The organism is Stieleria sp. JC731 (genome assembly GCF_020966635.1).
GTDB lineage: Bacteria > Planctomycetota > Planctomycetia > Pirellulales > Pirellulaceae > Stieleria.
In genome coordinates, this window is sequence record NZ_JAJKFQ010000026.1 from 396050 (window position 1) to 421822 (window position 25773).

General features: G+C 53.6%; 13 protein-coding genes. 8 read left to right on the forward strand and 5 right to left on the reverse strand.

The window, feature by feature from the left end:
• The first annotated feature begins 112 nt into the window (after nt 1-112).
• Together LOC67_RS24225 and LOC67_RS24230 are read left to right on the forward strand one after the other, a co-directional pair.
• The gene (locus tag LOC67_RS24225; protein ID WP_230265424.1) at nt 113-1540 is read left to right on the forward strand and encodes a sulfatase; all 1428 of its coding nucleotides are present in this window, start codon (nt 113-115) and stop codon (nt 1538-1540) included.
• A 180-nt stretch (nt 1541-1720) separates the two neighbouring features.
• Entirely contained in the window at nt 1721-3790 is a 2070-nt protein-coding gene (locus tag LOC67_RS24230; protein ID WP_230265425.1) for a M13 family metallopeptidase, read from the forward strand.
• Between the two features lie 154 nt (nt 3791-3944).
• On the opposite strand, the gene LOC67_RS24235 is transcribed toward LOC67_RS24230, so the two are convergent.
• A complete protein-coding gene (locus LOC67_RS24235) occupies nt 3945-4868 on the reverse strand; it encodes an alpha/beta hydrolase (protein WP_230265426.1) in 924 nt (307 codons plus the stop codon).
• 687 nt (nt 4869-5555) lie between these two features.
• Between LOC67_RS24235 and LOC67_RS24240 the strand changes: the two genes are divergently transcribed.
• Nucleotides 5556-6917 carry a Gfo/Idh/MocA family protein gene (locus tag LOC67_RS24240; protein WP_230265427.1) on the forward strand — a complete coding sequence of 454 codons (1362 nt, stop codon included), beginning with the start codon at nt 5556-5558 and terminating at the stop codon, nt 6915-6917.
• 350 nt (nt 6918-7267) lie between these two features.
• Here the strand turns inward: LOC67_RS24240 and LOC67_RS24245 are convergent, their stop codons facing one another.
• Complete coding sequence (locus LOC67_RS24245; RefSeq protein ID WP_230265428.1) at nt 7268-8752, reverse strand: catalase; 1485 nt, start codon at nt 8750-8752, stop codon at nt 7268-7270.
• Between the two features lie 429 nt (nt 8753-9181).
• Here LOC67_RS24245 and gpmI point away from each other — a divergent pair, with 429 nt between their 5' ends.
• Together gpmI and LOC67_RS24255 are read left to right on the forward strand one after the other, a co-directional pair.
• Nucleotides 9182-10789, forward strand: coding sequence for a 2,3-bisphosphoglycerate-independent phosphoglycerate mutase (gpmI, locus tag LOC67_RS24250; protein WP_230265429.1), 1608 nt, complete (start codon nt 9182-9184; stop codon nt 10787-10789).
• A 288-nt stretch (nt 10790-11077) separates the two neighbouring features.
• Nucleotides 11078-13312 (forward strand): NADP-dependent isocitrate dehydrogenase, encoded by a 2235-nt coding sequence (locus LOC67_RS24255; RefSeq protein ID WP_230265430.1) that lies wholly within the window; start codon nt 11078-11080, stop codon nt 13310-13312.
• Nucleotides 13313-13376: 64 nt separating this feature from the next.
• Here the strand turns inward: LOC67_RS24255 and LOC67_RS24260 are convergent, their stop codons facing one another.
• Nucleotides 13377-14534: an HD domain-containing phosphohydrolase gene (locus LOC67_RS24260; RefSeq protein ID WP_230265431.1), complete on the reverse strand. Its 1158-nt coding sequence runs from the start codon at nt 14532-14534 to the stop codon at nt 13377-13379.
• A 376-nt stretch (nt 14535-14910) separates the two neighbouring features.
• Between LOC67_RS24260 and LOC67_RS24265 the strand changes: the two genes are divergently transcribed.
• Both LOC67_RS24265 and LOC67_RS24270 read left to right on the forward strand, forming a co-directional pair.
• On the forward strand, nt 14911-15846 hold the full coding sequence (locus LOC67_RS24265) for an aldo/keto reductase (protein WP_230265432.1): 936 nt from the start codon (nt 14911-14913) through the stop codon (nt 15844-15846).
• A gap of 88 nt (nt 15847-15934) precedes the next feature.
• Nucleotides 15935-16753: a sugar phosphate isomerase/epimerase family protein gene (locus LOC67_RS24270; RefSeq protein WP_230265433.1), complete on the forward strand. Its 819-nt coding sequence runs from the start codon at nt 15935-15937 to the stop codon at nt 16751-16753.
• 147 nt (nt 16754-16900) lie between these two features.
• Here the strand turns inward: LOC67_RS24270 and LOC67_RS24275 are convergent, their stop codons facing one another.
• Nucleotides 16901-19411, reverse strand: a complete 2511-nt coding sequence (locus LOC67_RS24275) for a c-type cytochrome (RefSeq protein WP_315861085.1) — start codon at nt 19409-19411, stop codon at nt 16901-16903.
• 479 nt (nt 19412-19890) lie between these two features.
• On the opposite strand from LOC67_RS24275, the gene LOC67_RS24280 reads away from it, so the two are divergent.
• Nucleotides 19891-23439 carry a hypothetical protein gene (locus LOC67_RS24280; protein WP_230265434.1) on the forward strand — a complete coding sequence of 1183 codons (3549 nt, stop codon included), beginning with the start codon at nt 19891-19893 and terminating at the stop codon, nt 23437-23439.
• A 375-nt stretch (nt 23440-23814) separates the two neighbouring features.
• Here LOC67_RS24280 and LOC67_RS24285 read toward each other — a convergent pair whose 3' ends face one another.
• Nucleotides 23815-25593 (reverse strand): FG-GAP repeat domain-containing protein, encoded by a 1779-nt coding sequence (locus tag LOC67_RS24285; RefSeq protein ID WP_230265435.1) that lies wholly within the window; start codon nt 25591-25593, stop codon nt 23815-23817.
• Between the last annotated feature and the right edge of the window lie 180 nt (nt 25594-25773).

The following is a 25773-nucleotide window of genomic DNA, read 5'->3' on the forward strand; positions in this document are numbered from 1 at the left end:
GTTGAGCAAGTTGTCTTCTTCAGTCACTAGCCATCTTTTCCGAAGTCGCACCGAGCTAGCTTGCGAGGTAAACTGACACGTTTCAGGCCATCCCTTGTTTTGTGCAATTGACGTGTCTCGCCCAAACATCATTCTCATCATCACGGACCAGCAACGCTACGACACGATCGCGGCGCTGGGGTTCCCGCACGTCGACACTCCCAATCTTGATCGTCTCGTTCGTGAAGGCGTCTCGCTGGAGCAGTGTCATGTTTCTGCCGCATCGTGCGCTGCGGCTCGCGCCAGCATGTTCAAAGGCTTCTACCCACATACGACCGGCATTCTGAAGAACGCCGATCGTTGGCGGCGTAGCTGGATTGAACATCTCAACGACGCCGGTTACTACTGCGTCAACATCGGAAAGATGCACACGTGGCCGTACGTGACAGAACTTGGATTTCACGAACGTTTTGTCGTCGAAAACAAGGATCGTTATTTGGAAGGCCGGTATTTCTTTGACGAATGGGACAAGGCGCTGCGTTTCCGTGGTCTGGTAAAGCAACAGCGCGAGCTTTATCGAAAACTCCCCGACTACGATCAAAGACTGGGGGCGTTTGAATGGGAGCTCCCAGAGGACACTCATCCTGATTTCTTCGTCGGAGACATGGCAAAATGGTGGATCGAGTCGACACCGAAGAAAGACCCTTTGTTTCTGCAAATCGGCTTTCCCGGTCCACACCCACCCTATGATCCCATCGCTCGATACGCCGAACCGTACCTTTCCAAACCGCTTCCACTAACTCCGGTGACTGAAGCAGAACTTGATAGACAACCGCCAGCGTTTAAAGAGCTGCGAATTCATAACTCCGAAATCGATCATGATTCGGTGATCATGCCACTGGACGTTTCCGACCAGCAACGCCAGCGCCAGCGAGCCTACTACCTCGCGAACGTCACGATGATCGATCAAAAGGTGGGGGAGATAATGGAGACGCTTCAGCGAAATGAATATGGCGACAACACGATCGTGATCTTTACCAGCGACCACGGTGATTGCCTGACCGATCATGGGCAGAGCCAAAAGTGGACGATGTATGAGCAGATCACACGTGTTCCGATGATCGTTTGGTGTCCAGAACGTTTTCAAGGTGGCGAGGTCTTACGCGGTCTGGTGCAACAGATGGACATCGGCCCAACGATCCTACAGTGGGCTGGCGTTGACGTTCCAGGTGAACTGGAAGCCGTTTCAATTGCGGACGGAATTGACAACCCAGCTAGCTTTACCGGACGTCCCTATGTGTACTGCGAACAAGTCAAAGATGGCGTGCTGACCGGTTGCGAGTTCATGACGATGGTTCGCAATCAGACTCACAAGCTAGTGCATTTCTTGGACGAACCGTATGGTCAGCTTTTTGATCTGGTTAACGATCCGGAAGAACTAACCAACCTCTGGGATTCCCCCGACTCGAATTTGGTCAAGCAACAATTGCTGGACGAACTACGCGAATGGCGAATTCGCAGCGGCGTGCATACCAAGGACTGGTGCGCTGACAGCCGCTGAGTTCGGCCGGATGTAGGATTGCCAACCAAAGGGTGTCACACAGCGGTTCCCAAGCTTGCAATTCATCGGTTTGCTGCTGGGGGAGTGAGACCGAGTACGCTAGCCGGGCTCGACAAGACTTGCATAGAATGAAGACGTCATCCTTGGTCGTTTTCAACCCTACGAACTATGCAAAACGTGATGCGTTTGAACCTCAAGAACTGCGGCGTTGCTCTCGTCGCCGCCTCGACAATGGTGCCATTTCAGATGGCGCGAGCAGCAGAGCCTGCGGCCGCCAAGTCGCAGGCCAAAGCTACCGAAAAGATCTCCGGAATTGACAAGTCACTGTTCAGCGATAGCGTCGGTGCGGGAGAAAACTTCTACCTGTACGCCAATGAAAAATGGCTCGAGGAAACCGAGATTCCCGCAGACAAATCGAACTACGGAATCTTCACAGTTCTCGATGACGAGACCCGCGAACAAGTCCGCACGTTGATTGAAGAAGCGGCGAAGACTGCGGCGAAAGCGGGAACGCCCAGTCAAAAGGTCGGTGATCTTTACCAAAGCGTTCTCGATTTGGACGCACGAAACGCAGCTGGACTTAAACCGATTCAACCTTTGTTGGATGCGATTTCGTCCATCGAAGACCAAACTGACTTGGCAGACACGTTCGGAATGTTGCGACGGGCCGGTGTTGGCGGCCCAATCGTCCCCTACGTCTCTGTCGATGCCAAGAAAAGTGACCAATACACCGTCTACCTGACCCAATCTGGTCTGTCGCTTCCGGACCGCGACTACTACCTCGAAGACGAAGAACGCTACGTCGAGTTACGCGAAGAACTGAAGAAGTACATTGCGGACTTACTCGCTAAAGTTGACCATCCACAACCTACTGAAGCCGCCGAAACGATCTATCAGATCGAATCTCGGATCGCAAAAATCCATTGGACCAAAACAGAAAACCGAGATCCGGTTGCGACTTACAACCCCAAGACTCCGGCAGAGCTGGACACGATGTTGGGGGACTTGAAATGGTTCGACTACGCCGAAGCTGCGAAAATTGCATCGATCGAAAACATCGTTGTTCGTCAGCCAACGTATGTGCAAGGCTTGGCAGAATTGTTTGCCGACGTCTCCATCGATCAATGGAAGGACTACTTCACATTTCACACGATCGACGGATTTGCGACCGGGCTAAGTGAAGAACTCGAGCGCCGCCACTTCGATTTCCACGATACCGCAATCAGTGGAATCACCGAGCAACAGCCGATGTGGAAGCGAGGCGTCAATGTCACGGGCAGCGTCTTAGGCGAGTTGGTTGGTCAAATCTATGTTGAGAAACATTTTAAACCGATCGCCAAGAAACGTATGAACGAGTTGGTGGCCAATCTGATTCGGGCATTCGAAGATCGCATCAATAGCCGCGACTGGATGGGAGAAGGCACGAAGAAACAAGCCTTGGAAAAGCTGTCGAAGTTCACCACCAAGATTGGATATCCAGACAAGTGGAAAGACTACAGCGATCTCGAAATCACATCGGGAGTGCTGGGAGATCATCTACTCGCGTCGGCTCGGTTTGAATACGACCGAGACATCAACAAGTTGGGTGGACCGATCGATCGCGATGAGTGGCACATGACTCCGCAGACGATCAATGCTTACTACAACCCCACCATGAACGAGATCGTTTTTCCGGCCGCGATTCTGCAGCCACCATTCTTCAATCTGGCGGCCGACGATGCTGTGAATTACGGCGGTATTGGTGCGGTCATCGGCCACGAACTCAGTCACGGCTTCGACGACAAGGGCAGCAAGTTTGACGGAGACGGCAATCTACGAATGTGGTGGACCGAGGAAGATCGCCAAGAGTTTGAACGGAGAGCCCAGGGCTTGGTCGATCAATACAACGCATACGTTCCGATCGCTGGCCGAACCGTCAATGGCGAATTGACATTGGGCGAGAACATCGGTGACTTGGGTGGATTAAGCGTCGCATACGCTGCGTACAAACTTTCTTTGGAAGGCAAGGAAGCACCTGTGATCGATGGTCTAACCGGTGATCAACGATTCTTTCTCGGTTGGTCGCAAATCTGGCGTCGCAAATATCGTGACGCAGAAATGGTTCGGCGACTCAGTGTCGACCCACACAGCCCAAGTGAGTTCCGAGTCATCGGAGTCGTGCGAAACATGGATGCGTGGTACGACGCGTTCAACATCACTGACAAAGATAAACTCTACCTGGCTCCGGAAAAGCGAGTCCGAATCTGGTAGACCTACTTCGGCTCTCTTAAAGAACCAAAAAAGCCCCGGCGGATTGTCTTGTCCGACGGGGCTTTTTGTCTATCAGATCGATCGAAAAGAAGTCGACTTGCAGGATCCAGATTGGCATCCCGCCCTGCTGCTTTGAAGACGTTTTGTGGGAGCACTATTTTGATGGCTGGAAGACCAGCTGGGCAAAGTGAAACAAGTTATTTCGCCAGTGCGTCGGGTCATGTCCGTGTGAATCGACATTCCAATGGTGCGGAATATCGTTGTCCGCCAGAAAACGCTGCATCCGCTGGCTGATACGAATGAGTCCGTCTTTATCGCCGCACGACAGGTACATCAGTTTCAGCTGCTTTTTCGCTTGGTCCACATCCGGGATCAACTCTTTCGGCGATTTCGCATTCGGCGCAGAAGAAAAGCCACCGATCCAAGCGAACTGATCCAGATTCGAAAGCCCAAAGTTCAGTGACTGGCCTCCGCCCATCGACAAGCCCGCGATCGCGCGATGCTCGCGATCCGCCTTCACCGAATAGCGGGACTCGATAGCAGGGATTACATCATCGAGTAGATCGCGTTCGAAGACTGCGAATGCCGGAGCACTCGCCATGATGTTTCCTTCGGCACGGTCATTTTTCTGCGCCCGTCCGTTGGGCATAACGATGATCATCGGGACCGCTTTTTCATCAGCAATCAGGTTGTCCATCAATTCATTGGGACTTGCAAAACGCTCCCACTCGGTTTCATCACCGCCGATGCCGTGAAGCAGATAGAGCACTGGGTAGGTGTTTTCACTAGAGTAGCCAGGCGGCGTGTAGACGTTCATTTTGCGAGTCGTCCCCACCGTTTTCGAGTCGTAGGAGATCATTTCCAACCGACCGTGCGGGATCCCATCGCGATGCTCGACGATACTATCGGTTGGTTCCGCGAACGTCTGTTTGTCGTCCGGCCCCAATTCTATTGGTCCGCCAAAACGCGATGGTTCACGGTTGCGTTGCGGACGCTCGCTTGGCGGCGAATTATCTTGGCCTGACGTCGTCCCGTATTGCATGACCAATAGCGAAAGAATCACAAATAGCTTTTTCATCGATGACCTCATTAATGGGGAAAAGTTCAAACGCAGAAGAGAAGGTTACATGCGATGCCTCGTGGCCTGGGAACGTCAGCCGAGCCCAAAGGTGGGTTCAAAACCGAAAACGCTTTTGAGTCCAGTTCGGACAGACTAGAGTATTTTTGCACCAGCCCAGAGATATTTCACAATCCAAGAGACACCACAAATCCACATACCGTGCGTACACGCATCAACCCCGGCATCTGGCATCAGGGCCGGATTTTCGAAGTTGAATTGCAATAAAATCGAGTTCACCACATAGTTTTGAATCCCACCAGACGCCGTGCGCGAGATCCAATGCGGATTCAGACGTCAAAGGAATGCATTTACAGTGAACACAGCCTCCGCACATTTTTGCGGCCATCCGAGAATCGCTGTCATCGGATTTGTTTCAGTCCACCGCCGTCACTGTTGGAAACAGTTCGTCCAGTTTGCGTGCCAGATTCGTTAACTCGGGCCTACGTACGACTTGTCTTCTGGTGTAAACTAATCTGACACAGAGACATTTTACGGCCAATTTCAGTGCCGTTATCCATCTGAGCCTGCCGGTTTGAGCGAAATGCGTTCGCACCGTTCGGCGGTGGCGTTCGGAGTTTCTGTCCAACCAAAATCAATCCCACCTATCCCTCCATCTACTTTCGCCCGCATAACGAGAGACTTTCCATGACCAAATCGCATCGCCTGAATCGACGTGGTTTTCTCCAAACGACTGCAGCGGCAGGTGTGTTTGCCGGAACAGCTGGCTTTTCACGCGCCCAAGACTCGCCCAACGAACGTCCAGTATTCGCCACCATCGGTCTACGTAACCAGGGATGGACGATCACCAACAAGTCCACCAAGTTCGCCGACTTTGCCGCATTTGCTGACGTCGATTCCAACGTCTTGGGCGACATCAATGGACGTCTCAAAAACAAGACCGGAAAGGCAGCCGAGGGGTATAGCGACTACCGCAAAGTGCTCGAGCGAGACGACATTGACGCGGTCATGATTGCCACACCGGATCATTGGCACACCAAGATCTCGATCGAAGCGATGCTCGCCGGAAAAGACGTCTATTGCGAAAAGCCGCTGACCCTGACGATCGCCGAAGGGAAGCTGATCGAAAAGGTTGTCAAGCAAACCGGTCGAGTGTTCCAGGTCGGAACGATGCAGCGGACCGAGAATGACCACCGATTCTTGACCGCCATCGCGCTGATTCGAGCCGGTCGAATTGGGAAGATCCGCAAGGTGACTTGTGGAATCAACGGTGCATCCGGTTCGCCTGTGATTCCAGCGATCGATGTCCCCAAAGGTCTCGACTGGGACATGTGGTTGGGACCAGCAGCCCAAGCTGACTACCGGGCTTTGCCAGAGATGCGTCAAGGCTACGGAGGCGGCGTTCCTCTCTACACCAACTGTCACTACGCGTGGCGAAACTGGTACGAGTATTCCGGTGGCCAAATGAATGACTGGGGAGCCCACCATGTTGATATCGCAACTTGGGCACTAGGCGCCAGCGAAACCGGACCGAATAAGATCACTCCGGTCAGCTACTCGCTTCCGGTCGATTATAAGAACGGCTACCCAACGGTGAACGACCAATACAATTCGCCGACGAAGTTCGAAATCCATGCGAACATGCCCGGTGACATCCCGATGGTGATCACCAGCGAAGGCGACAACGGCATCTTGTTCGAAGGAACAAAGGGCCGGTTCTTCGTTAACCGTGGCAAGCTTGCCGGAAAGCCAATCGAAGACTTGGAAAGCAATCCTTTGCCGGAAGGTGCGGTTGAAGAAGTCTATGGTGGACCGGTGAGCGAGAACCACACCGCAAACTTCATTGCCGCGATGCAGTCACGTACGCAACCGATTTCGGACGTTTGGACTCACAACCGAATGTTGGAAACCTGCCACTTGGCAAACATTGCCATTCGCTTGGGTCGCGAGTTGAATTGGGACCCTGCAAAACGCGAAATCGTCGGTGATGCCGAAGCAAACGCATTCCTATCGCGTGAGAGTCGCAAAGGCTACGAAATCGACATGTAATTCGATTCTTCTTGCGAGCGTTAAACCATCCCGTCACGCTCCGCCGTGACGCGAGACGGATTAACCAGCCTGCATCACAGGGACTGTGATGGGTACTTAAAGACAACTTCGCGTCATCAAAGTACCCGTCACGCTCCGCCGTGACGCCAAGCGGTTTAACCAGCGAGCACCATAGTGACTGTGATGGGTACTTAAAGACAACCTCGCGTCATCAAAGTACCCGTCACGCTCCGCCGTGACGCCAGACGGATTAGCCAGCGTGCATCACAGGGACTGTGATGGGGACTTAAAGACAACCTCGCGTCACAAAAGTACCCGTCACGCTCCGCCGTGACGCCAACCCTCACCTCCTAAGCAACAGGAATCGGTTCGTCCGCTGGCGCTTCAAGCTTATTGCTGACCATCTTTGCGAACTCGTCATCAACGGCTGCGAACTGCTGAAGCATCTTGTCTCGAATCCGCTCGGGACTATCACCCATCGAGTTCGCTATAGCGGTACACAGCCTTTCACGCCCGCCCTCGTCCAGCACTTCCTTCCAAAACAAACGCGGCTGTCCATAGTAGTCATCCGCATCGCACGCGAATTCATCGTAGCGATTGCCATCGCCGTGCACCGGCATCGGTGGTTCGTATCGGTGCCCCGTCTCCTTTGGCCCATTCATCTTATTGGGTTCATAGTCAACACTTCCGCCACCATTACCATCAACTCGCATTTGGCCATCGCGATGGTAGGTCGCATAGGGGCAGCGTGGAGCGTTGACGGGAATCTGATGGTAGTTGACACCCAGGCGATAGCGGTGTGCATCGGGGTAGCTCAGGACCCGGTTTTGCAACATGCGGTCGGGTGACAACCCAATCCCGTCGACCAGGTTTCCAGGTTCGAAGGCCGCCTGTTCAACGTCTTGGAAATAGTTATCCGGGTTGCGATTAAGTTCCAAGACGCCGACTTCGATCAAGGGGTAATCCGCGTGTGGCCAGACTTTGGTCAAGTCAAAAGGATGCCACTGGTATTTTTCGGCGTCTGACTCTGGCATCAACTGCACATGCAACTTCCAACGTGGAAAGTCACCCGACTCGATCGCTTGGAAAAGGTCTCGAGTTGAGTAGTCAGGAGCTTCACCAGCCATTTTGATCGCTTCGTCATCGCTGAAGTTCTCGATGCCTTGTTCCGTCTTAAAATGGAACTTCACCCAGTGACGTACTCCTTCGCGATTGTAAACGCTAAAGGTGTGGCTTCCATAACCGTTCATAAACCTCGCACTCTTCGGGGTGCCACGGTCGCCGTAAAGAAACATCACTTGATGCAGTGCCTCAGGAACTTCACCCCAAAAGTCCCAGCGACGCCAGTGGGGCTTTAGGTGGCTTTGAGGTTCACGCTTCTGCGTGTGGATGAAGTCACTGAACTTCAAAGGATCGCGGATGAAGAAGATTGGCGTGTTGTTTCCGACCAAGTCCCACACACCTTGATCGGTATAAAACTTGACCGCGAATCCGCGAGGATCACGTGCCGAATCGGCCGATCCAGATTCGCCGCCAACAGTCGAAAACCTAGCGAAGGTCGGCGTCTCCTTTCCGACGGAGCTAAAAAGGTCCGCCATGCAGTACTCTGAGATGTCGTTGGTCACTGTGAACTTACCAAAGGCGCCGTAACCTTTGGCATGGACGACTCGTTCAGGGATGCGTTCGCGATTGAAGTGGGCCATCTTCTCGACCAGATGCACGTCCTGCATCAGGACGGGACCGCGTGGTCCTGCCGTTTGCGAATGCTGATTGTCGTCGACAGGGCGGCCGAACTGTTGGGTTTGAAAAGGGCACTTGGATTCTCCGTTGGACATCGTTGCTCTCGACAGCAGGTTTGGATTTTCAAAATCTTGAAACGCGTTGTCCGCGACAGTGCAAGTCCGATGCCCAATGACCCCGGAGGCGTACACTCTAGCTTGCCGCCAGCAATGATATGTCTCGCATTTCGACACCGAATTCCGGAGACACGACGAGGTTGGAGCGTTTGGGAGAGTTCACTCCGAAGATCGATTTGCTTTGCTTAAACAGGGTTTGGTCGATGATCTTTCAGGCTGCATGAACATCATCCTGCCCCTATGGCGTTGAAACGCTTCGACGGAGTCGCGCATTGCCTCGCCCCAGACGTTCTGATTCGACGCGTCTCGGTATCGCACACCCACTTTGGAATCGCCCGATTCTCAGCTACGATTTGGGGAACCCTTACCTTTCAAAATCCCTTCTTTGCTTACCGCACAGCAGTAGATATGACCGAAGTACGCCGAAAACCCGTGGTCTTGATTGTTCGAGATGGTTGGGGACAGAACCCTTTTCCAGAGTGGGACAAGGCCAATGCGGTGATTCAAGCGGAAACGCCGATCGCCGACGCTTTGATGAAGCAGTACCCAAATGTTCTGATCAAGACATCAGGCGAAGACGTCGGGCTGCCTGCCGGCGTGATGGGAAATAGCGAAGTCGGTCACCAAAATATCGGCGCCGGACGAATCGTCGACCAAGAAGTCATGCGAATCACCCGCGCGATTCGTGAAGGGCGTTTCTTCAAAAATGAAGTTTTGCTGGGGGCGCTTGAACACGTCAAAAGCACCGGTGGCAAACTCCATATTCTCGGACTGATGAGCGATGGTCGCGTTCATAGCGATCTCGACCACGCCCTCGCTGTGGTTGACCTGTATAAAGACTTCGGATTGCCCGGTGACCGCTTGGTCGTGCATGCAATCACCGATGGTCGCGACACATCGCCGACAGGCGGTTTGGCGTACGTTGGCAAAATCGAAAGTAAGTTGTCCGAAGCTGGCGTCGGAAAAATTGGCACCGTGGTCGGACGATTCTATGCAATGGACCGTGACTTGCGTTGGGAAAGAGTTCAAACCGCATACGATGCATTGACGAAGGGGGCATCTCGCACCGCGAAATCCGCAACCGAAGCGATTCAAGCTTATTACGACAACCCGACCGAACCGAGTCGGAGCGGTGACGAATTCATCGAGGCGACAACGATCGTCGCTGACGGCGCAGAGCCAGCGTTGGTCGCAGACGGTGACGCGGTTGTCTTTATCAATTATCGCGGCGACCGCACGCGTGAAATCACCAAGGCGTTTGTTTACGACAACGATGCATGGGGCAAGATTGATGGCGGCGGTTTTGATCGCGGTGAAAAGATTGACAATCTCTACTACGCCACAATGACGGGCTACGAGACTGGCCTTCCAGTGAAAGTCATCTTTGAAAAGCCACCAAAGATGCCGAACATTCTAGGGCAATTCATCAGTGAAAACGGACTGAAGCAGTTTCGTTGTGCCGAAACCGAGAAGTATCCACACGTCACGTTCTTCTTCAACGACTACCGCGACGATCCTTTCGAAGGCCAAACGCAAGAGATGGCTCAGTCACCTCGCGACGTTTCGACCTACGATCAGAAACCGGAAATGTCTGCTGCGGAAGTGTGCGACTACGTTCTCAAAGAAATCGAATCGGGACGTAGCGAAGTTCTAATTGTCAACTTTGCCAACGGCGACATGGTTGGTCACACGGGAGTCTTGGAAGCCGCCGTCAAGGCGGTGCAAACCGTGGACTCCTGCGTCGGAAAAATCGTCGACGCAACCTTGGAAGCTGGCGGCTCGTTGGTCATCACCGCTGATCACGGAAACTGCGAACAAATGACCAACCCAGAGACGGGTGGACCGCATACTGCGCACACCACCTATGATGTCCCATTGATTGTCGTCGAGCCTGGGCTGGAAGGAAAGTCCCTTCGTGAAGGCGGACGATTGGCCGACATCGCGCCGACCGTCATCGCTTTGTTGGGACTTGAAAAGCCAGCAGAAATGACCGGCGAAAGCCTGATCGAAGTCTAGAAGCCTGAATCACTCAGGTGACCCGCTGTCGATCTGGATCAGTTGATGCACCACACGTGTGGGTGAAAGAGACACGTTGGCATCAGTCAAAGCAAACGGTCATCGGTCCCGATCGGGAATAAATTCTTATGCGAAAGGGAACGCCTCATCGACAGGCGTTCCCTCTCTTTTTGCGCACAAATGCCGGATCTCAAAGGGGTTAGTCCCGGTGACAATTCTTTGGCATGCTGCTACGTTTGAGCCAGTGACTGGCCCATAACTTTTATCCTGCCATCAGCGGTCATCGATATGTCTGACGAAGCATCCAGTATTGTTTACACCTTCACCGATGAAGCGCCAGCGTTGGCGACTTTCTCTTGGCTCCCGATCGTGCAGGCGTTCACAAACGCCGCCGGTGTCACAGTCACCACGAAAGACATCTCTCTTGCCGGACGCATCTTGGCGAACTTTCCGGAATCCTTGGAAAGCTCGCAGCAAGTTGAAGACGCACTGGCAATTCTTGGTGAAATGGCCAAGACACCCGATGCGAACATAATCAAGCTTCCCAATATCAGCGCCTCGATTCCTCAGCTAACCGCCGCGATCAAAGAGCTGCAAGACGCAGGCTTTAAAGTCCCAGACTATCCTGCTGATCCGCAAACCGACGAACAGAAAGGCATTCGTGATCGCTACGCCAAAGTGCTTGGCAGCGCAGTCAATCCTGTTCTCCGCGAAGGGAATAGTGATCGTCGAGTTGCAGCGGCCGTTAAAAACTATGCCAAAGCAAACCCGCACTCGATGGGGGCATGGACCAGTGACTCCCCTTCACACGTTGCCAGCATGTCGGATGGTGACTTCTATGGCAGTGAAAAATCGGCCGTCATCGAGTCCGCTGGCAGTCTGACTATCGATCATGTTGCCGCTGACGGGACCAAAACGGCGCTGCGAAAACCGGTTCCGGTCGACGCTGGCGAAGTCGTTGACGCATCCGTGATGAGCATCGCTGCACTGCGAGAGTTCTATAAGACCGAAATTGCCGACGCGAAGAAGTCTGGCATCCTGCTCTCGTTGCATCTCAAAGCGACGATGATGAAGGTCTCCGATCCGATCCTATTTGGACATGCTGTCGAAGTCTATTTTGCGGATGTCCTCGACAAGCACGCTGAGACATTGAAGAAAGCCGGCTTCAGCTCCCGTAACGGGATGGCATCACTCGATAAAGTGCTTGAAAGCCTGCCTGCCGAATCCGCTGCAGAGATTAAATCGGATATTGCGAGCGCCTACGAATCTGGCCCAGACCTGGCAATGGTCGATTCGGACCGCGGCATCACCAACCTGCATGTGCCAAGCGACGTGATCATCGATGCATCAATGCCCGCTGCGATCCGATCGTCAGGAATGATGTGGGGACCGGACGGAAAACTGCACCCGACAAAAGCGATGATCCCCGATCGCTCCTACGCAGGCGTGTATCAAACCGTCATTGACTTTTGCAAAGCAAATGGCGCGTTCGATGTCACGACCATGGGTAGCGTCAGCAACGTCGGGTTGATGGCGAAGAAGGCCGAAGAATATGGCTCGCACGACAAGACATTTGAAATCCCAGCCGACGGAACGGTGGTCGTCAGCGACGCTGATGGCAACACCATATTCGAACATGCAGTCAAAGCAGGCGACATTTGGCGTATGTGCCAAACCAAAGACGTCGCCATTCGGGATTGGGTCCGCTTGGGCGTTGAACGAGCTCGATTGACCGGTGCAACCGCAGTGTTCTGGTTGGACAGCAACCGAGCCCACGACAGCAATCTTATCGCGAAGACCCGCGAGTATTTGAAAGATCACGATACCGATGGTTTGGACATCCAAATCATGGACACGATCGATGCGACACAACTGGCCTGTGAGCGAGCCAAAGATGGTAAAGATACGATCGCGGTCACTGGCAATGTGCTTCGGGATTACCTCACCGACCTGTTCCCGATTTTGGAACTCGGTACCAGTGCGAAGATGCTCTCCATCGTTCCACTGCTAGCCGGTGGCGGGCTGTTCGAAACAGGCGCTGGCGGATCAGCTCCCAAGCACGTTCAACAGTTTGTCTCCGAAGGCCACCTTCGTTGGGACTCGCTAGGCGAATTCCTTGCTTTGGCGGTATCGCTGGAGGACTTGGCACGGAAAACTGACAATGGCAAAGCCGGCGTCTTGGCCGCGGCGCTGGATCGAGGTACCGAGACGTTCCTTCAAGAGGACAAATCACCTAAACGAAAAGTCGGTGAACTAGATACCCGTGGCAGCCACTACTACATGGCGTTGTACTGGGCCGAGTCCTTGGCCTCGCAGACTGATGACCCAGAATTGGCAAGCAAGTTCACTGATATCGCGACCGCACTTCGCGACAACGAAGAAAAAATCGTTGGCGAACTAAGCAACGCCCAAGGGGCTGCGGTTGACCTAGGAGGCTACTTCCTTACCGATTGTAAGAAAGCGTCTGACGCGATGCGACCAAGCGAAACGCTGAACGGGATCGTCGCGAATCTGACGCAATAGTTCTTGCCTAAGGGCTTTTAACGCAGCTACGCTAGACGCCTTCAAGCATGCCCCGCATTGCTGATTAGTCGGCAAATTCAACTTGGACCCGAACGATCTCGGATGCACCGCGGAAGAATGCATCCAGGACTTTCGGGTCAAAATGGCTCCCGCGACCGTCCTCCAAAATACGGAAGCACTTTTCACGGGGCATCGCTTTTTTGTAGGGCCGTTCTGAAGAAAGCGCGTCGTAGACATCAGCGACAGCTGTAATCCGGCCTTCGATCGGAATATCATCGCCCGCGAGGCCGATCGGATATCCTGAACCGTCATATTTTTCGTGGTGCGTTTGCGCGATACTGGCCGCAAGCCGCATCAACGAATTTTCATCCGACAGGATTTCCGCGCCCGCTTGGACGTGGTTGCGCATCGTTTCGGCTTCTCGACCGATGTAGGGCTGAATGATCTGGCGACCATGCTTGACGTGCCGTTGGATAACCTCATATTCCTCCGGTTCCAGCTTTCCTGGCTTCAGCAGAATCGAATCGGGAATCGCTATCTTGCCGACGTCGTGCAATTGTGCGGCCAGTTCCAAATCCGCAATGTAGTCCTCAGGAAGCTCCAATTGCCGTGCAATGATGCCAGCATATCGGCCCACACGGATCACGTGATTGCCGGTATCGTTGTCGCGAAGTTCCGCAGCACGGGCAAGGCAATGGATCGCATCGCGCCGAGTATCCTCAAGCTGCTTCGTACGCTTACGCACGATGTTTTCGAGGTTCTGGGTGTACTTGATCAAGGTGTCACGATACTGCTTGCTTTGAAGCGCATTGCGAACCCGCGGAGCCAACTCCATCGGGTCGATTGGCTTCAGCAAAAAGTCGGTCGCGCCGAGTTCCAAGCAGCGTAGCTTGATCTCACTGTGACTGTTTGCGGTAAGAATCAAAACGGGCAGTTGTCGGAACTTTGGAACGCTACGGATTTGCGACAGAATGGAAATTCCATCGATCTGCGGCATGTTGATATCCAGTAGCACCACGTCGGGTTCGCTGGTGTGCAGCATGTTGATCGCAAGCGTCGAATCGGTCGTCGTCACAAAGTCTTCGTGACCTGCCTGGGCGAGCAACCGCTTGGCGACTTCGACGTTGGTTCGTTCGTCGTCGACAATCATGATTCGGCCCGGAGGCACGTTGTCAGAGCGTCCGACCTGCGTCTGAGGATCCAGCACAAGTGGGGCGTTCACCTTGGGAACAGGGATCCCTTGGGCAGACTGAAAAGTAGGGGGGGCTGGAGACTGCACCGTGTTGATCATTGTCAATCTGAAATGAAGGGGAAATTTCAAAAAGTTTGCGTCTGCCTTAGTGGTCAGCGACGGGAATTGGCACCGCGGCACAACGCAATGCAGGTTTGCCCTCTTGGCCTAGTAACGATCAGACGGAAATTACCAATCGAAGCAGCGCCCATCCCCCGGCGCAAAATCGCCGAATTCAACCTGTGACCGATTGGACACATTCAATGTCTGATGGGGGTTTGGCAAGCCTTCCTCCGTCGTTTACTGGAACGTTCTGTGCTATCTTCGCGGCCTGTTTCCCCAAAAGCATTTCAGGAGAATCGTCGCGGTGAAGAAACGCCCATTAGGAAAGACCGGACTGGAACTATCTGCACTCGGATTCGGTGCCTCATCGATTGGCGCTGAGTTCCGCGCGATTGATGTCGATGAAGCCTTACGCTGTGTCAACGTCGCTCTCGAACGCGGCATGAACTACATCGATACGGCAGCCTACTACGGTCGCGGGATGAGCGAAATCATGTTGGGTCGTGTCTTGCCCCACATCGACCGGGATTCCTATGTACTGAGCACCAAACTGGGACGCTACGCTCCGGCGCACTTCGATTTTTCAGCACGCCGCGTCGCTGAGAGTATCGATATCTCGCTAGAACGTATGCGCCTGGATCATCTCGACATCGTCTTCTGCCATGACATCGAGTTCGTTGACCTTGATCCGATCGTCAACGAAACCATTCCTGCCTTGTTGAAAGAAGTTCAAAAAGGAAAGGTGCGATACATCGGGGTCAGCGGCTATCCCATGAAAATTTTTCTCGAGATGATCGAGCGATCCGACTTGGATGTCGTGCTTACCTACAACCACTATACGCTTCAAAACGACATGGCACTGGCGCTCGTCGAGCCGTGTCGTGAGGCCGGTGTTGGCTTGATCAATGCGGCTCCATTTTCGGCGAGATTGCTGACCGATGCTCCGCTACCTGAATGGCACAAGTCGACCGAAGAAGTTCGTCAAGTCGCAGCGAAAGCAGTCAAGCACTGTCAGGACAAAGGCACCAGTATTGCGAAACTTGCCCTCCAATACTCTGCCGCCAGCGACGACTTCGCAAGTTGCGTTGTCGGATCGGCAAATCCCGATCGCGTTTCCCAATGGTGCGATTGGCTAGACGAGCCACTGGACACCGAATTGGTTGACGAAGTCAAAGAGATTCTTAAGCCGATCCACAATTGGGTTTATGTCGAAGGCAAGCCTGAAAACAACGACCAGTAAATCAATAAACGCTTTCGATTCACCGCAGCCTTATCTAACCATCTTGGTTTAATCTCAGCATTGATTGATGCTGAACTTGGAGTTCAATATGAAGTCTTGTATTACCATCTCCCTGGTCGAAGAGGCTCGGGGTGGACCTTTCGTGCTTTGGGACGGTCTTGAAGATTCGATCCGTTTTGCTGGGGACCTCGGTTTTGATGCCGTCGAAATTTTTGCCCCCTCGATCCAAGCGTTAAAGCTTGATTCACTGGGCAACTGGCTGGATTCGGCAGGCGTCAAGTTGGCCACCCTGGGAACCGGAGCCGGTTGGGTAAAGCACCGCCTTCAGCTGGCCGATGCTGACGCTTCGAAACGCCAAGAGGCTCAGGCGTTTGTGAGAAGTATCATTGACGCAGCGGGGCCATTGGGAGCAATGGCAATTATCGGTTCGATGCAGGGACGCAGCGACGATAAAGTCGATTCAGAAACCGCATTGAAGTACCTAGCCGAGGCCTTGGAAGACGGCGGTGAACACGCGCGACAATATGGTGTCCCGCTAATCTATGAACCGCTAAATCGGTACGAAACGAATCAGTGCTGTACCGTCGAATCCGGGGTGAAGCTGCTTCAGTCGCTTCAAACGGATAACGTTCGGCTACTATGCGATTTGTTTCACATGAATATCGAAGAGTCCGATGTCGCGCAAGGAATTTTGATTGGCGACAAGTTGATCGGACACGTGCACTTCGTCGACAGCAACCGCCGACCGGTTGGCTACGGACACATGCAATACGTGACGATCATCGACGCCTTGCGAGAGATTGGCTACGACGGGTATCTGTGTGCCGAAGCGTTTCCTTGGCCCGATCCCCACGAAGCGGCACGTCAGACGATGCGGGCGTATCAGTACTGGACCGCCCGACGATAGCTGGACCAACGAGATCGCTCTGCATAGAAAAAAACTAACGGCGTTGCCTTCAATGAAGACAACGCCGTTTTGTTTACCATCTCGATGCCTCCGCAAGGAAAGTTCCCTGGCTTGTTAAGCACTGCTTGCTAGGCACTTCAAACTGAATCAGTTCTTGCTTTGCGAATAGATCGCGTGGGCTTGATTACCACCCGCACGCAGATAGGCGACCAAGTCGGCGATCTCTTCATCGGAGAAAGTCTCGAGCAATCCAGATGGCATCATGCTGGTTTTGCTCGGGCGAGTCTCTTCGACGGTGTCGCGATTGACATCTGTCAAAGATGATGGATCAAGCATGTTCGTCATCACCCGCAAACGGTTACCGCTCATGTTGACAACTCGCCCGACGATGATCTTGCCTTCGTCAGTCAAGAATTGAGTCGCACCGTATTGGTCACTGATCACCTGGTCTGGTTGAATGATCGAGGTGAGCAGATCCTTTGGTGAGAACCGGCCGCCCGCTCCCGTCAAATCTGGTCCAAGGATCCCACCTTGAATCCCCATTCGGTGGCACTTGTAACATTGTGCCGCGGCGAAGACCTTCTCGCCATTTGAAAAGTCAGCTTTGCGAGCTTCTTCAACTGCAGGAAGCAACTCATCGACGGTCCATTTTTTGACAAACGCTCGTTGCTCGCTGGCCGTTTCTTCGACCTTGGGTGGATTGATCACTTCATCAAGTGACTCTTTCAACTTCGGATCCAAGTGTTCCAGAGAAGCATTCTTGATGTTGTTGATGAAACCACCAAACGACATTCCGCCTCGCGCGTTTTGCAGTTCGCGAAACCATGCGAAATAATCGCGAGCTTCTTCTTCGGTCCAGTCCGCGGCGGAATCACGTAGAGTGAGTGCGTAGAAGATCTGATTCTCTTGGCTAGGTGCCGTCGCCATCGCATCGATCACGTGGCGGTCAGCTCCCGGTGCATTCACATAGATCAGCATTTGGGCTAATTCACGATCAAGGTTGTCATCACCGGAGGGAAATTGACTATCGATCTTGGTGGCAACCGCGTTTTGCTGTTCCTCGTTGAATGCGCCCAATCGAATAGCAACCAAACCGTAGGCTCGCAACAAATCGATTTTGCCTTGGACGGTCAATCCGCCCCAGTCGCAACGATCCAGTGCTTCCATTGCCAACGATTGGTCGGCCTCCTTACCCGTTCGAGCAAGTGCGACGACCGCTAGAATTCTCGCGTGATCATTTTCGATCTTCGCAATTCGACCTTTCCATTGGTTCGGCTTTTGGTGTTCCAAAGCGATACGTGCGGCAAAACGCACGCCGCGATCTTTTGAAGCCAGATTCTTGATGGCCATTCCGATGGCCTTCTTATCAGCATCACCGACATGGTAGGCTTCCAACTTGTGACGCAGCTCGGTCAAGCGAGCTTGTTGTTTTGTCAACTTCGCTGGTTCTGTCACCGCATCGGTGGGCTCACTACCGGTGTATACAATTCGGTACAGACCACTTTGCGTTTTTCGACCGCCGACTGCAAAGTACAGGGCACCGTCTTGTGGGCGAACAACCATGTCTGTCACTGGCAAAGGTGCAGCGGTTGCGAATGTTTCGTATGTTCCTGTGTAGGAGCTGCCGTCGGCTGACAATTCGACCGCGTGGATGTTTCCATAGCTCCAGTCAGCAATGAACAACGCGTTTTGGTACTTCGCGGGAAACTTTGCACCATAACCGAAACAGATTCCCGTTGGCGAACCGGGGCCAATATTGACCGCTTCACCAAACGAATCGGGATAGTAGGCCGGCCACTTCCCTGTACCGTTTCGCCATCCAAACTCGCCACCACTGATCACATGATTGATTCGAGTCGGACGATACCATGGCGTGCCGACATCCCATTCCATATCGGCATCATAGGTGAATAGATCGCCGGCGCGATTGAGTGCGATGTCGTACTCGTTGCGGAAACCGGTCGCGATCAATTCAAAATCACTGCCGTCTGGTGCGAACGATCCGATCCAACCGCCGGGTGCCATGCGATCGCTCGCGTGACCTCGCGCGTCAGGCATGCGACCGAGCAGGTGATCTTCGTCCCAAACTTGCGGAACACGGCTGCGGGCGATGTTCTCAGGCAACTTGGTCATGTTGCCGCCGCAGGTAATGATTCGCTTTCCATCCTGCGTCAGGATTAAAGCGTGGGGCCCATGCTCACCGCCACCGTTAAGTGGCAAGATGTGTTCGACCTTGTCAAAGTTGTCGTCGCCGTTGGTATCGTGAAGACGGTAAACACCATTTTTAGATTGGTCGCGGCCGTTGACGTTGACATACAGCGAGTCGAACGCGAATAGCAAACCCTGAGCGGATTGAATGTCCGCATCCATCTTTTTGATCTCCGGTTGATCACCAGAAACATCAATTCGATAGAGTGCACCGTCTTGGTCACACGCGACCAATCGGCCTTGCGGATCGACCGTCAAGCTAACCCATGATCCCTGCTCTCTTCCGGGGACATCATAGATCAGTTCCACTTTGAATCCCTCTGGAACACTGAACTGTTCCGGAGGTGTCACACCTAGCTTCGCATAGGCTTGCCGGTCACCACATGCGACCATGCTGATCGCAACGATTGCAATCAAGAACTTCAAGATTTCTAAGGGCCGTCTCGGCATTCGATCTAACTCTCATTCGAGGCGAATTCAAAACTGTGTTAAGTTCCGCTGGCATCGATCGTATTGACCGAGCACGCGGTTTGCCAACGGTGTTACCGAGCCATCCATCTGAATCTGATCCAGACGACCCTACAGCGTCGCTACCGTCAGATTAAATCACGACGTCGGACACCCTGGGATGTCATTCGGCGACACGATTTTTGAAAGATTTTTTAGAGGTGGGCAAACTCGCACGCAGGGGGCACGAAGACCGAGCGAGGCGGGATGATTCCCATCATAGCCGCATAATGGCCCACTGGGCAACGCTAGCTATTGCATCTAGGGTCCGCCTCAAAAGACTCGCGATCCCGCCCGTTAGACGGTGCCCGGTTAGTCCGGCAAACAATCGATGCTAGTCTGTTATCCTGACCAACAGAATCTGCTAGCAGGGACTCCTAGCAGACCCTCCATGGTTTCTAACTCCAACCCGCCGAACATCTATGTCGCTGATCCGCGAAAACCTGTCGCTGCACCGAGAACCAAAAGATTTACAGCGTTCGCTGGGATGGTACCGTTCGGGAACGACCTGCCCCGTGGAACAGGAAAACCTGAAGACCTACCTGGAGCTGCAACTTGCCTCGGCTGGGATTTTGACATCGAACGCCGAAGACGCGACATCGATGACGGAGTTTTCCAGCGGTATTCTGAACAGTATTCGCGAGAAGGCCCGCCTGCTTGCCTCTCACCGTGCTCCGGTCGACCAACGCATCGAGTCGTTTCTGAACCAGTATTTTTCAGACGATATCGGTGACAAAAAGTTGCGTGTTCCCGACGGAACATTGGTCCTAGACCGACACGGCATGGCCCGGGAATTGAGCCTTCCGATTGGTGGCGATGAATTTGTCAACGAGCTCGTCAGCTCTTATCGCTGCGCAAACGGCATCCTGAACAATCCACGCGCCGATCGCCGAACTACGGCAGGCACTTTCCACGTCGTTCAAGGCGGTTTGCCAATCCCCGGCGACAAACGCGCTGTCCCAATGAACGCGTTCGTCAACCTGTACCGTGCGGCACTTTCCCCACCAGATGACTTGATGGTGTTGCCGTACACGAGCGCTTCAGAATCGCCCGCCCACACGTGGGTATCGCTGCTACTAAGGCCTCTCGTCTGCCCAGCGGTTCCCGGTTTTACAGAAGCGAAACGGATGGAAGTTCGCTTTTTCGCGCCCGGTAGCTTGGTCAGCAACTTGGACTTCGTCGAATCCATCTTCGGAAATGGTGGCGACCCATTGATCCCCGAGAATGACGCTGGGCTCGACGTGCACGGTTGGACCGGACACACCGGTTGCGTCATCCTTGCACCACACTTGACCAAGCTGACCAAGAAAGAACTCGGATTGCCGCCGATCAGTGAAGCGACGGACCGTCAGAAGGCTGACAGGATGTGCTGGGAAGACGAGTCCGAGTTGTACAACGATGGCGGCGCGTTCAAGCTGACCTGCCGTGACCGAAGCGGTGTGGTTGTCACATTGATTGCCGACAACTACTACGGCTATTGCAAGAAAGAAGTCAAAACTCAGATCAGCTACGCTTGCAACTTGATGGGGCGATCCGAAGAAGAACACGCTGGTGGTGCACTCGCCTTCGCTTCGTACTCGCTCGGTGAAGAATTCCAGGTCAACAGTCAGCGCTACAACGGTCGCACGTTCGCCGATGTCGCACTAGACTATGCTGAATTCATTGACGTACAACCAGAAGGCTACGGCGTCGATAAAAACGATGCATCGATTATCTATATCCCAGAGAATGCAAAGGCGACTCTGGCCGAACGTTGTATCAAGTGGAATCGCAACGGCGAAGAACATCGTATTCGCCTGAGTCCCGATCAGATCTATATCGCGCCAAGTGGATACAAGATCCGCCTGGAAAAGCACCCCAACGCACCTTCATGGCGATTGGTCGGTACCGTCGGTGAAGGCATCTTCTGCCACAAGCCTTGTACGGTCAGCGGCGGGGGCAAAAGCGAAATCAGCAAAAGCCTCCGTGACTACATGTTGTACGGTCCGATCTTCATCGGCGACCGCGACGAAGATTTCGCAAAGCTAGACGAGATTTTTGAGCGTAACTATTCCGACCGCTGGAGCGAATCTTACACCGGTCGAACGGACTACACCGATGGGCCGAGTCGCAGCGTTTTGGACCCCAAACGCAGCCTCGGTAGCGTTATCAAGCTATTGACGCCATCGCCAGAATACAACGCGAAGTACAACGAATGGCTTGCGACGATTCCACCACGCGTCTATTCGATGGCCTTGATTATCAAACGGTTCACCGGTGAATCGCATGACGAAAATTGGCGAGACCGTTTCGGTGTCGATATCGTTAACGGTGTCCCCGGTCACGAATTGAAAATCGGCGAGCGTCCCTTGGTCGGTACCTACCTGCGTGTGGGCCTGGACGATTCGCGATGGCGAACATTTAAGCTGCGTCAAGACTTCATCGCGGCCGCAAAGGTTCAACGTGAAGATGACATCAGTGCAAGTACTGTTGTCCCGGCCAACGTGCTGGATAATGTCGGTGCGAACCTTGACGACAACTTCAGCTACAAGTTCGTAGAGAACTGCGAATACCGCTTGTTCCAACGCCCCGACGATGCGATCCATCGCGGCTTGGATAAGCAAACTGAAATCGACTTGTCGCTGACAGGTAACTTCATCAGCAACTTCCATCCGCTGACCACGGAAGAGGTGCGTGAAATTGTTGATGACACGATTGAGTTTGACAAATTCACAGAGCCGGTTCAGACACTGCTGGAAAACGCTGCCGAACGTGGTGACAGCTACGTCGTCAGTACGTCGCATCCGCGGATCGTCGATGGCAAGCCGACAAAGAACCCACGTTATCTGCAGGATCGACCTGACTTGGTCAATGAACGCGATACCTATGTCGCGCGACGAGGGGTTCAGTTCCATCGCGGTCTTAAAGCTGACGAGCCGATCCATATTCCAGTCGGTGCGGTCCTCGGCGGACGTCGTAACAACCCACCGGACAAAGAAACCGGAATCCGGTCGCTTGCCGTGTACTCGCCCCTGCACTACCAGGAGCTTCCCGAGTTGGTGATGGACTACCTGTGTTCATTGACCGGCAAAAGCCCCAGTACGACCGGTGCCGGTAGCGAAGGTGCGTTGACGAAAGGTCCGTTCAACGCGCTCATGCCAGCAACCGACCTGAACAACATGATCGTTGCGATGATCCTGACGGAACTCGGCGGGTTCAGCACCGCTGCCGGACACGTCGGACCTCGATATGAGGTCGGCCACGACATCTCGCTGCTGATTCCTGAGATCTGGTGCCGACTGACGCCGGAAGAGCGTCGGCCGGAAACGATGATCAATGAAGGTATGCTCGAAAAAATTGAAGATTTCGAGCACGAAGGCGAGCAAATCCCAGCGAGCCGTTTGGGTTACCGAATCACGAACCGCTTTGTTCGAAAATACATGGCGCGGGTCTTTGACAACCCAAGCAAGGTCTTTAGCGAGGAGATCCTGAAACCTGAATTGCAGGATATGGAATCGTTTGCCGATGGAATTCTGCACATCGCTGAAGCTCAGCAACGTGTCGCGAAGCGATACTTTGAAGACGGTGGCTACGAACTTGCTTGCCCGCCACTGCGAGCGATCTTGAGCATCTTGGTTCACGGAACTTACGAAGGCAAAACGATTGCCGATCCGGAAGTCCGTGAACTGTTCACGCTCGACAACATGCTCAACAGCGATTGGTACAAGCGACGGCTTGTCGAACAACGTGATCGTGATGTGCAACACTGGAAAGACTTCATCGATCGAATCGAAGAGCACACCGAAGCCCGAGGTGAGCACACCCCGTTGCCTCAGTTAAGTCTGGAAGCACGTTTGAAGTACGCCAAGGAACAACTTGCGGACGCAGAATCGGACGACTACCTGGATCGACTTCGCGGCACCCTGGGTGCAGACCCCATGCGTGTCGCTGCCGATGATCCGATCCTCGCCGACCGTTTGGCAAGCGTGTAGGCGACATGTGCTATCAGCCGCAACGCGTTAGCGGCGGTTTTCGCACGGACAACCGTGGCTAACGCCATTCGGCTAATGCGAGAATCCAGTTGTAGCCAATCAGCCGCAACGCGCTAGCGTGCGGTTCCCACACAGACAACCGCGGCTAACGCCAATCGGCCAATGCGAAAATCCAGTTGTAGCCAATCAGCCGCAACGCGTTAGCGTCGGTTTTCGCAAGGACAACCATGGCTAACGCCAATCGGCTAATACGAGAATCGAGTTGCAGCACTATCAGCCGCACGGCGTTAGCCGCGGTTATTGCTCAGGCAACCGGGGCAAACGCCCAGTCGGCTAATCCGAGAACTTACAGGCCGCGCGGCTGACTTAAACTCGCTACTTCTTTGCTTGGACCTTCAAGTAGTCCAAACCAAACATATAGGCTTTCGCCGCATCGGGATTTGCACCAACGATCTGAACCTTCAACTGGTGCTTTCCACCCGCTTGAAAGTCGCCCAAGTGGATTTCACCACTGGTCACCACATTCGGTTCGTATAGGTCGATCGGTTGTCCAAGCGGTTTATCGTCGACATAGAATTGCACAATGCCGTAGTCACGAGCGCAAGTCAGCGAGGCGAAAAGGCTGCAATCTCCCTGTGTTTCTGGCAGCGATATTGTCAATGTCTCACCTCGTTGTCCGCCACGCCAGAATAACTGTGAATCACCGCTCCATCGGTCACCGCCAAATCCCGACATGGATTGTGGGGCAGCGGAGCCCTTGGAAACTTGAACCTTCAACGACTCGCCTTCAATCGCGTCCGCAACATTCGATTGATCGCCATTTCGTGCCACCTTCTCACCTCGCAAGCGCTTCGCCGAATCGACCGTCGGCAGCGTAGGCCCGTCGTATCGCTTTGGTTGTGCGAGTTTCCATTCTGACTCCGATACCGAAGCGGTCTTATGCACCAACACGTGGGCTCCTTTCATGCCTCCCACCACGATATCAGGCCGGTCATCACCATTCAGATCGGCGATGGTGATCTGCCGTCCGATGCCAGGATCTGCAGCAGCTTGGTATGGCAGCCACTCAATGGAGTCGCCACTTCGATCCAGTTTGAACCAGTAAACGACTGCCCCCGCGTCCCACATCGGACTCTGTTTGTGGTGCGACCAATAGGTTTTTCCAGTCACAATATCTTTCAGTCCGTCGCCATCAATATCGGATAACGCGACCGAATGAAGTTCACTGAATACGACACCGTGGCTGTTTTCTGAAGGGTGGGACCCCATGATCATGTGACGTTTAAACGTGACCGCTTCGCCATCGCGGGTCTGTTCGTACCACGACAGTCCAAAATCATGGGCCGCCTCGCTGGTAATCACATCATTGTCACCGTCCCCATCGACGTCATACGCGTACATCTCAGCACCACCATAGGCCGTGCTAAACCTCGCTTGATGCGATTTCCAACGCGATGTCAACGCTTCCAGCTTTGGCTGTTCGTACCAACCGCCAGAATGAATGATGTCAGTCCGCCCATCGCCGTTGATATCACCCGCGCCAAGGCCATGACCAAAACGCGTCGCAGTGACTTGGCCAGAGATTGGGTGAAAAGTCCATGCCGGAAAATCACCTTCCCATTCGATTGTCGCGAAGCCAAACATCCCATCGCGCGTGCAGACAAGTTCCGGCTTTGAATCGCCGACCACATCAATCAGTTGAGGTGATTCATTGGACACCCAATCAATCACTTGGTGTTTGTTCCAGTGCGTCGCCTGTCCCAGTCCGTTGCCAGGATTCTCATAGACATAGGCCGGTGTTCCAGGGAAACCGACAACAAACACATCTTCATGCCCGTCCGAATTGAAATCGCGGACCCAGGCAAAGAAGTGGTCTGCATAGCGATTTTTATCCTGCGGCACAGGTTCATAGATCGGGTACTTTTGTTTGAAATCCGGGCCGGCAAACCAATACGGCCCATAAACAACGTCCACAACACCGTCGCCGTTGATGTCCCCAGCACCAGCACCTTCAGAGAAGTAGGTATCGCTCAATTGTTGAGTTTCGAATCGGTGCAGCTCGTAGTCTTCTGCGCTCACCGGCTTGGAAACAATCGCAGTCGAGGATACTCCGGCTACGGATAGTGCGAGCAGCAATCGAGAAAGTCGCTTCACGGTGAAATACCTGGTTCGAGGCGGGACCGTCCGTGATCAGGCGGACGGCGGCGGGAAATGGGATGCGAGCAACACGATCTTATCCGCCACGCCCGACCGCGTGTCGGGCAAGCAACAAAACAGCAACTTGACTCCATACCGGACAGTCGGTATCCTACGCATACCAACTAGTCGGTACAG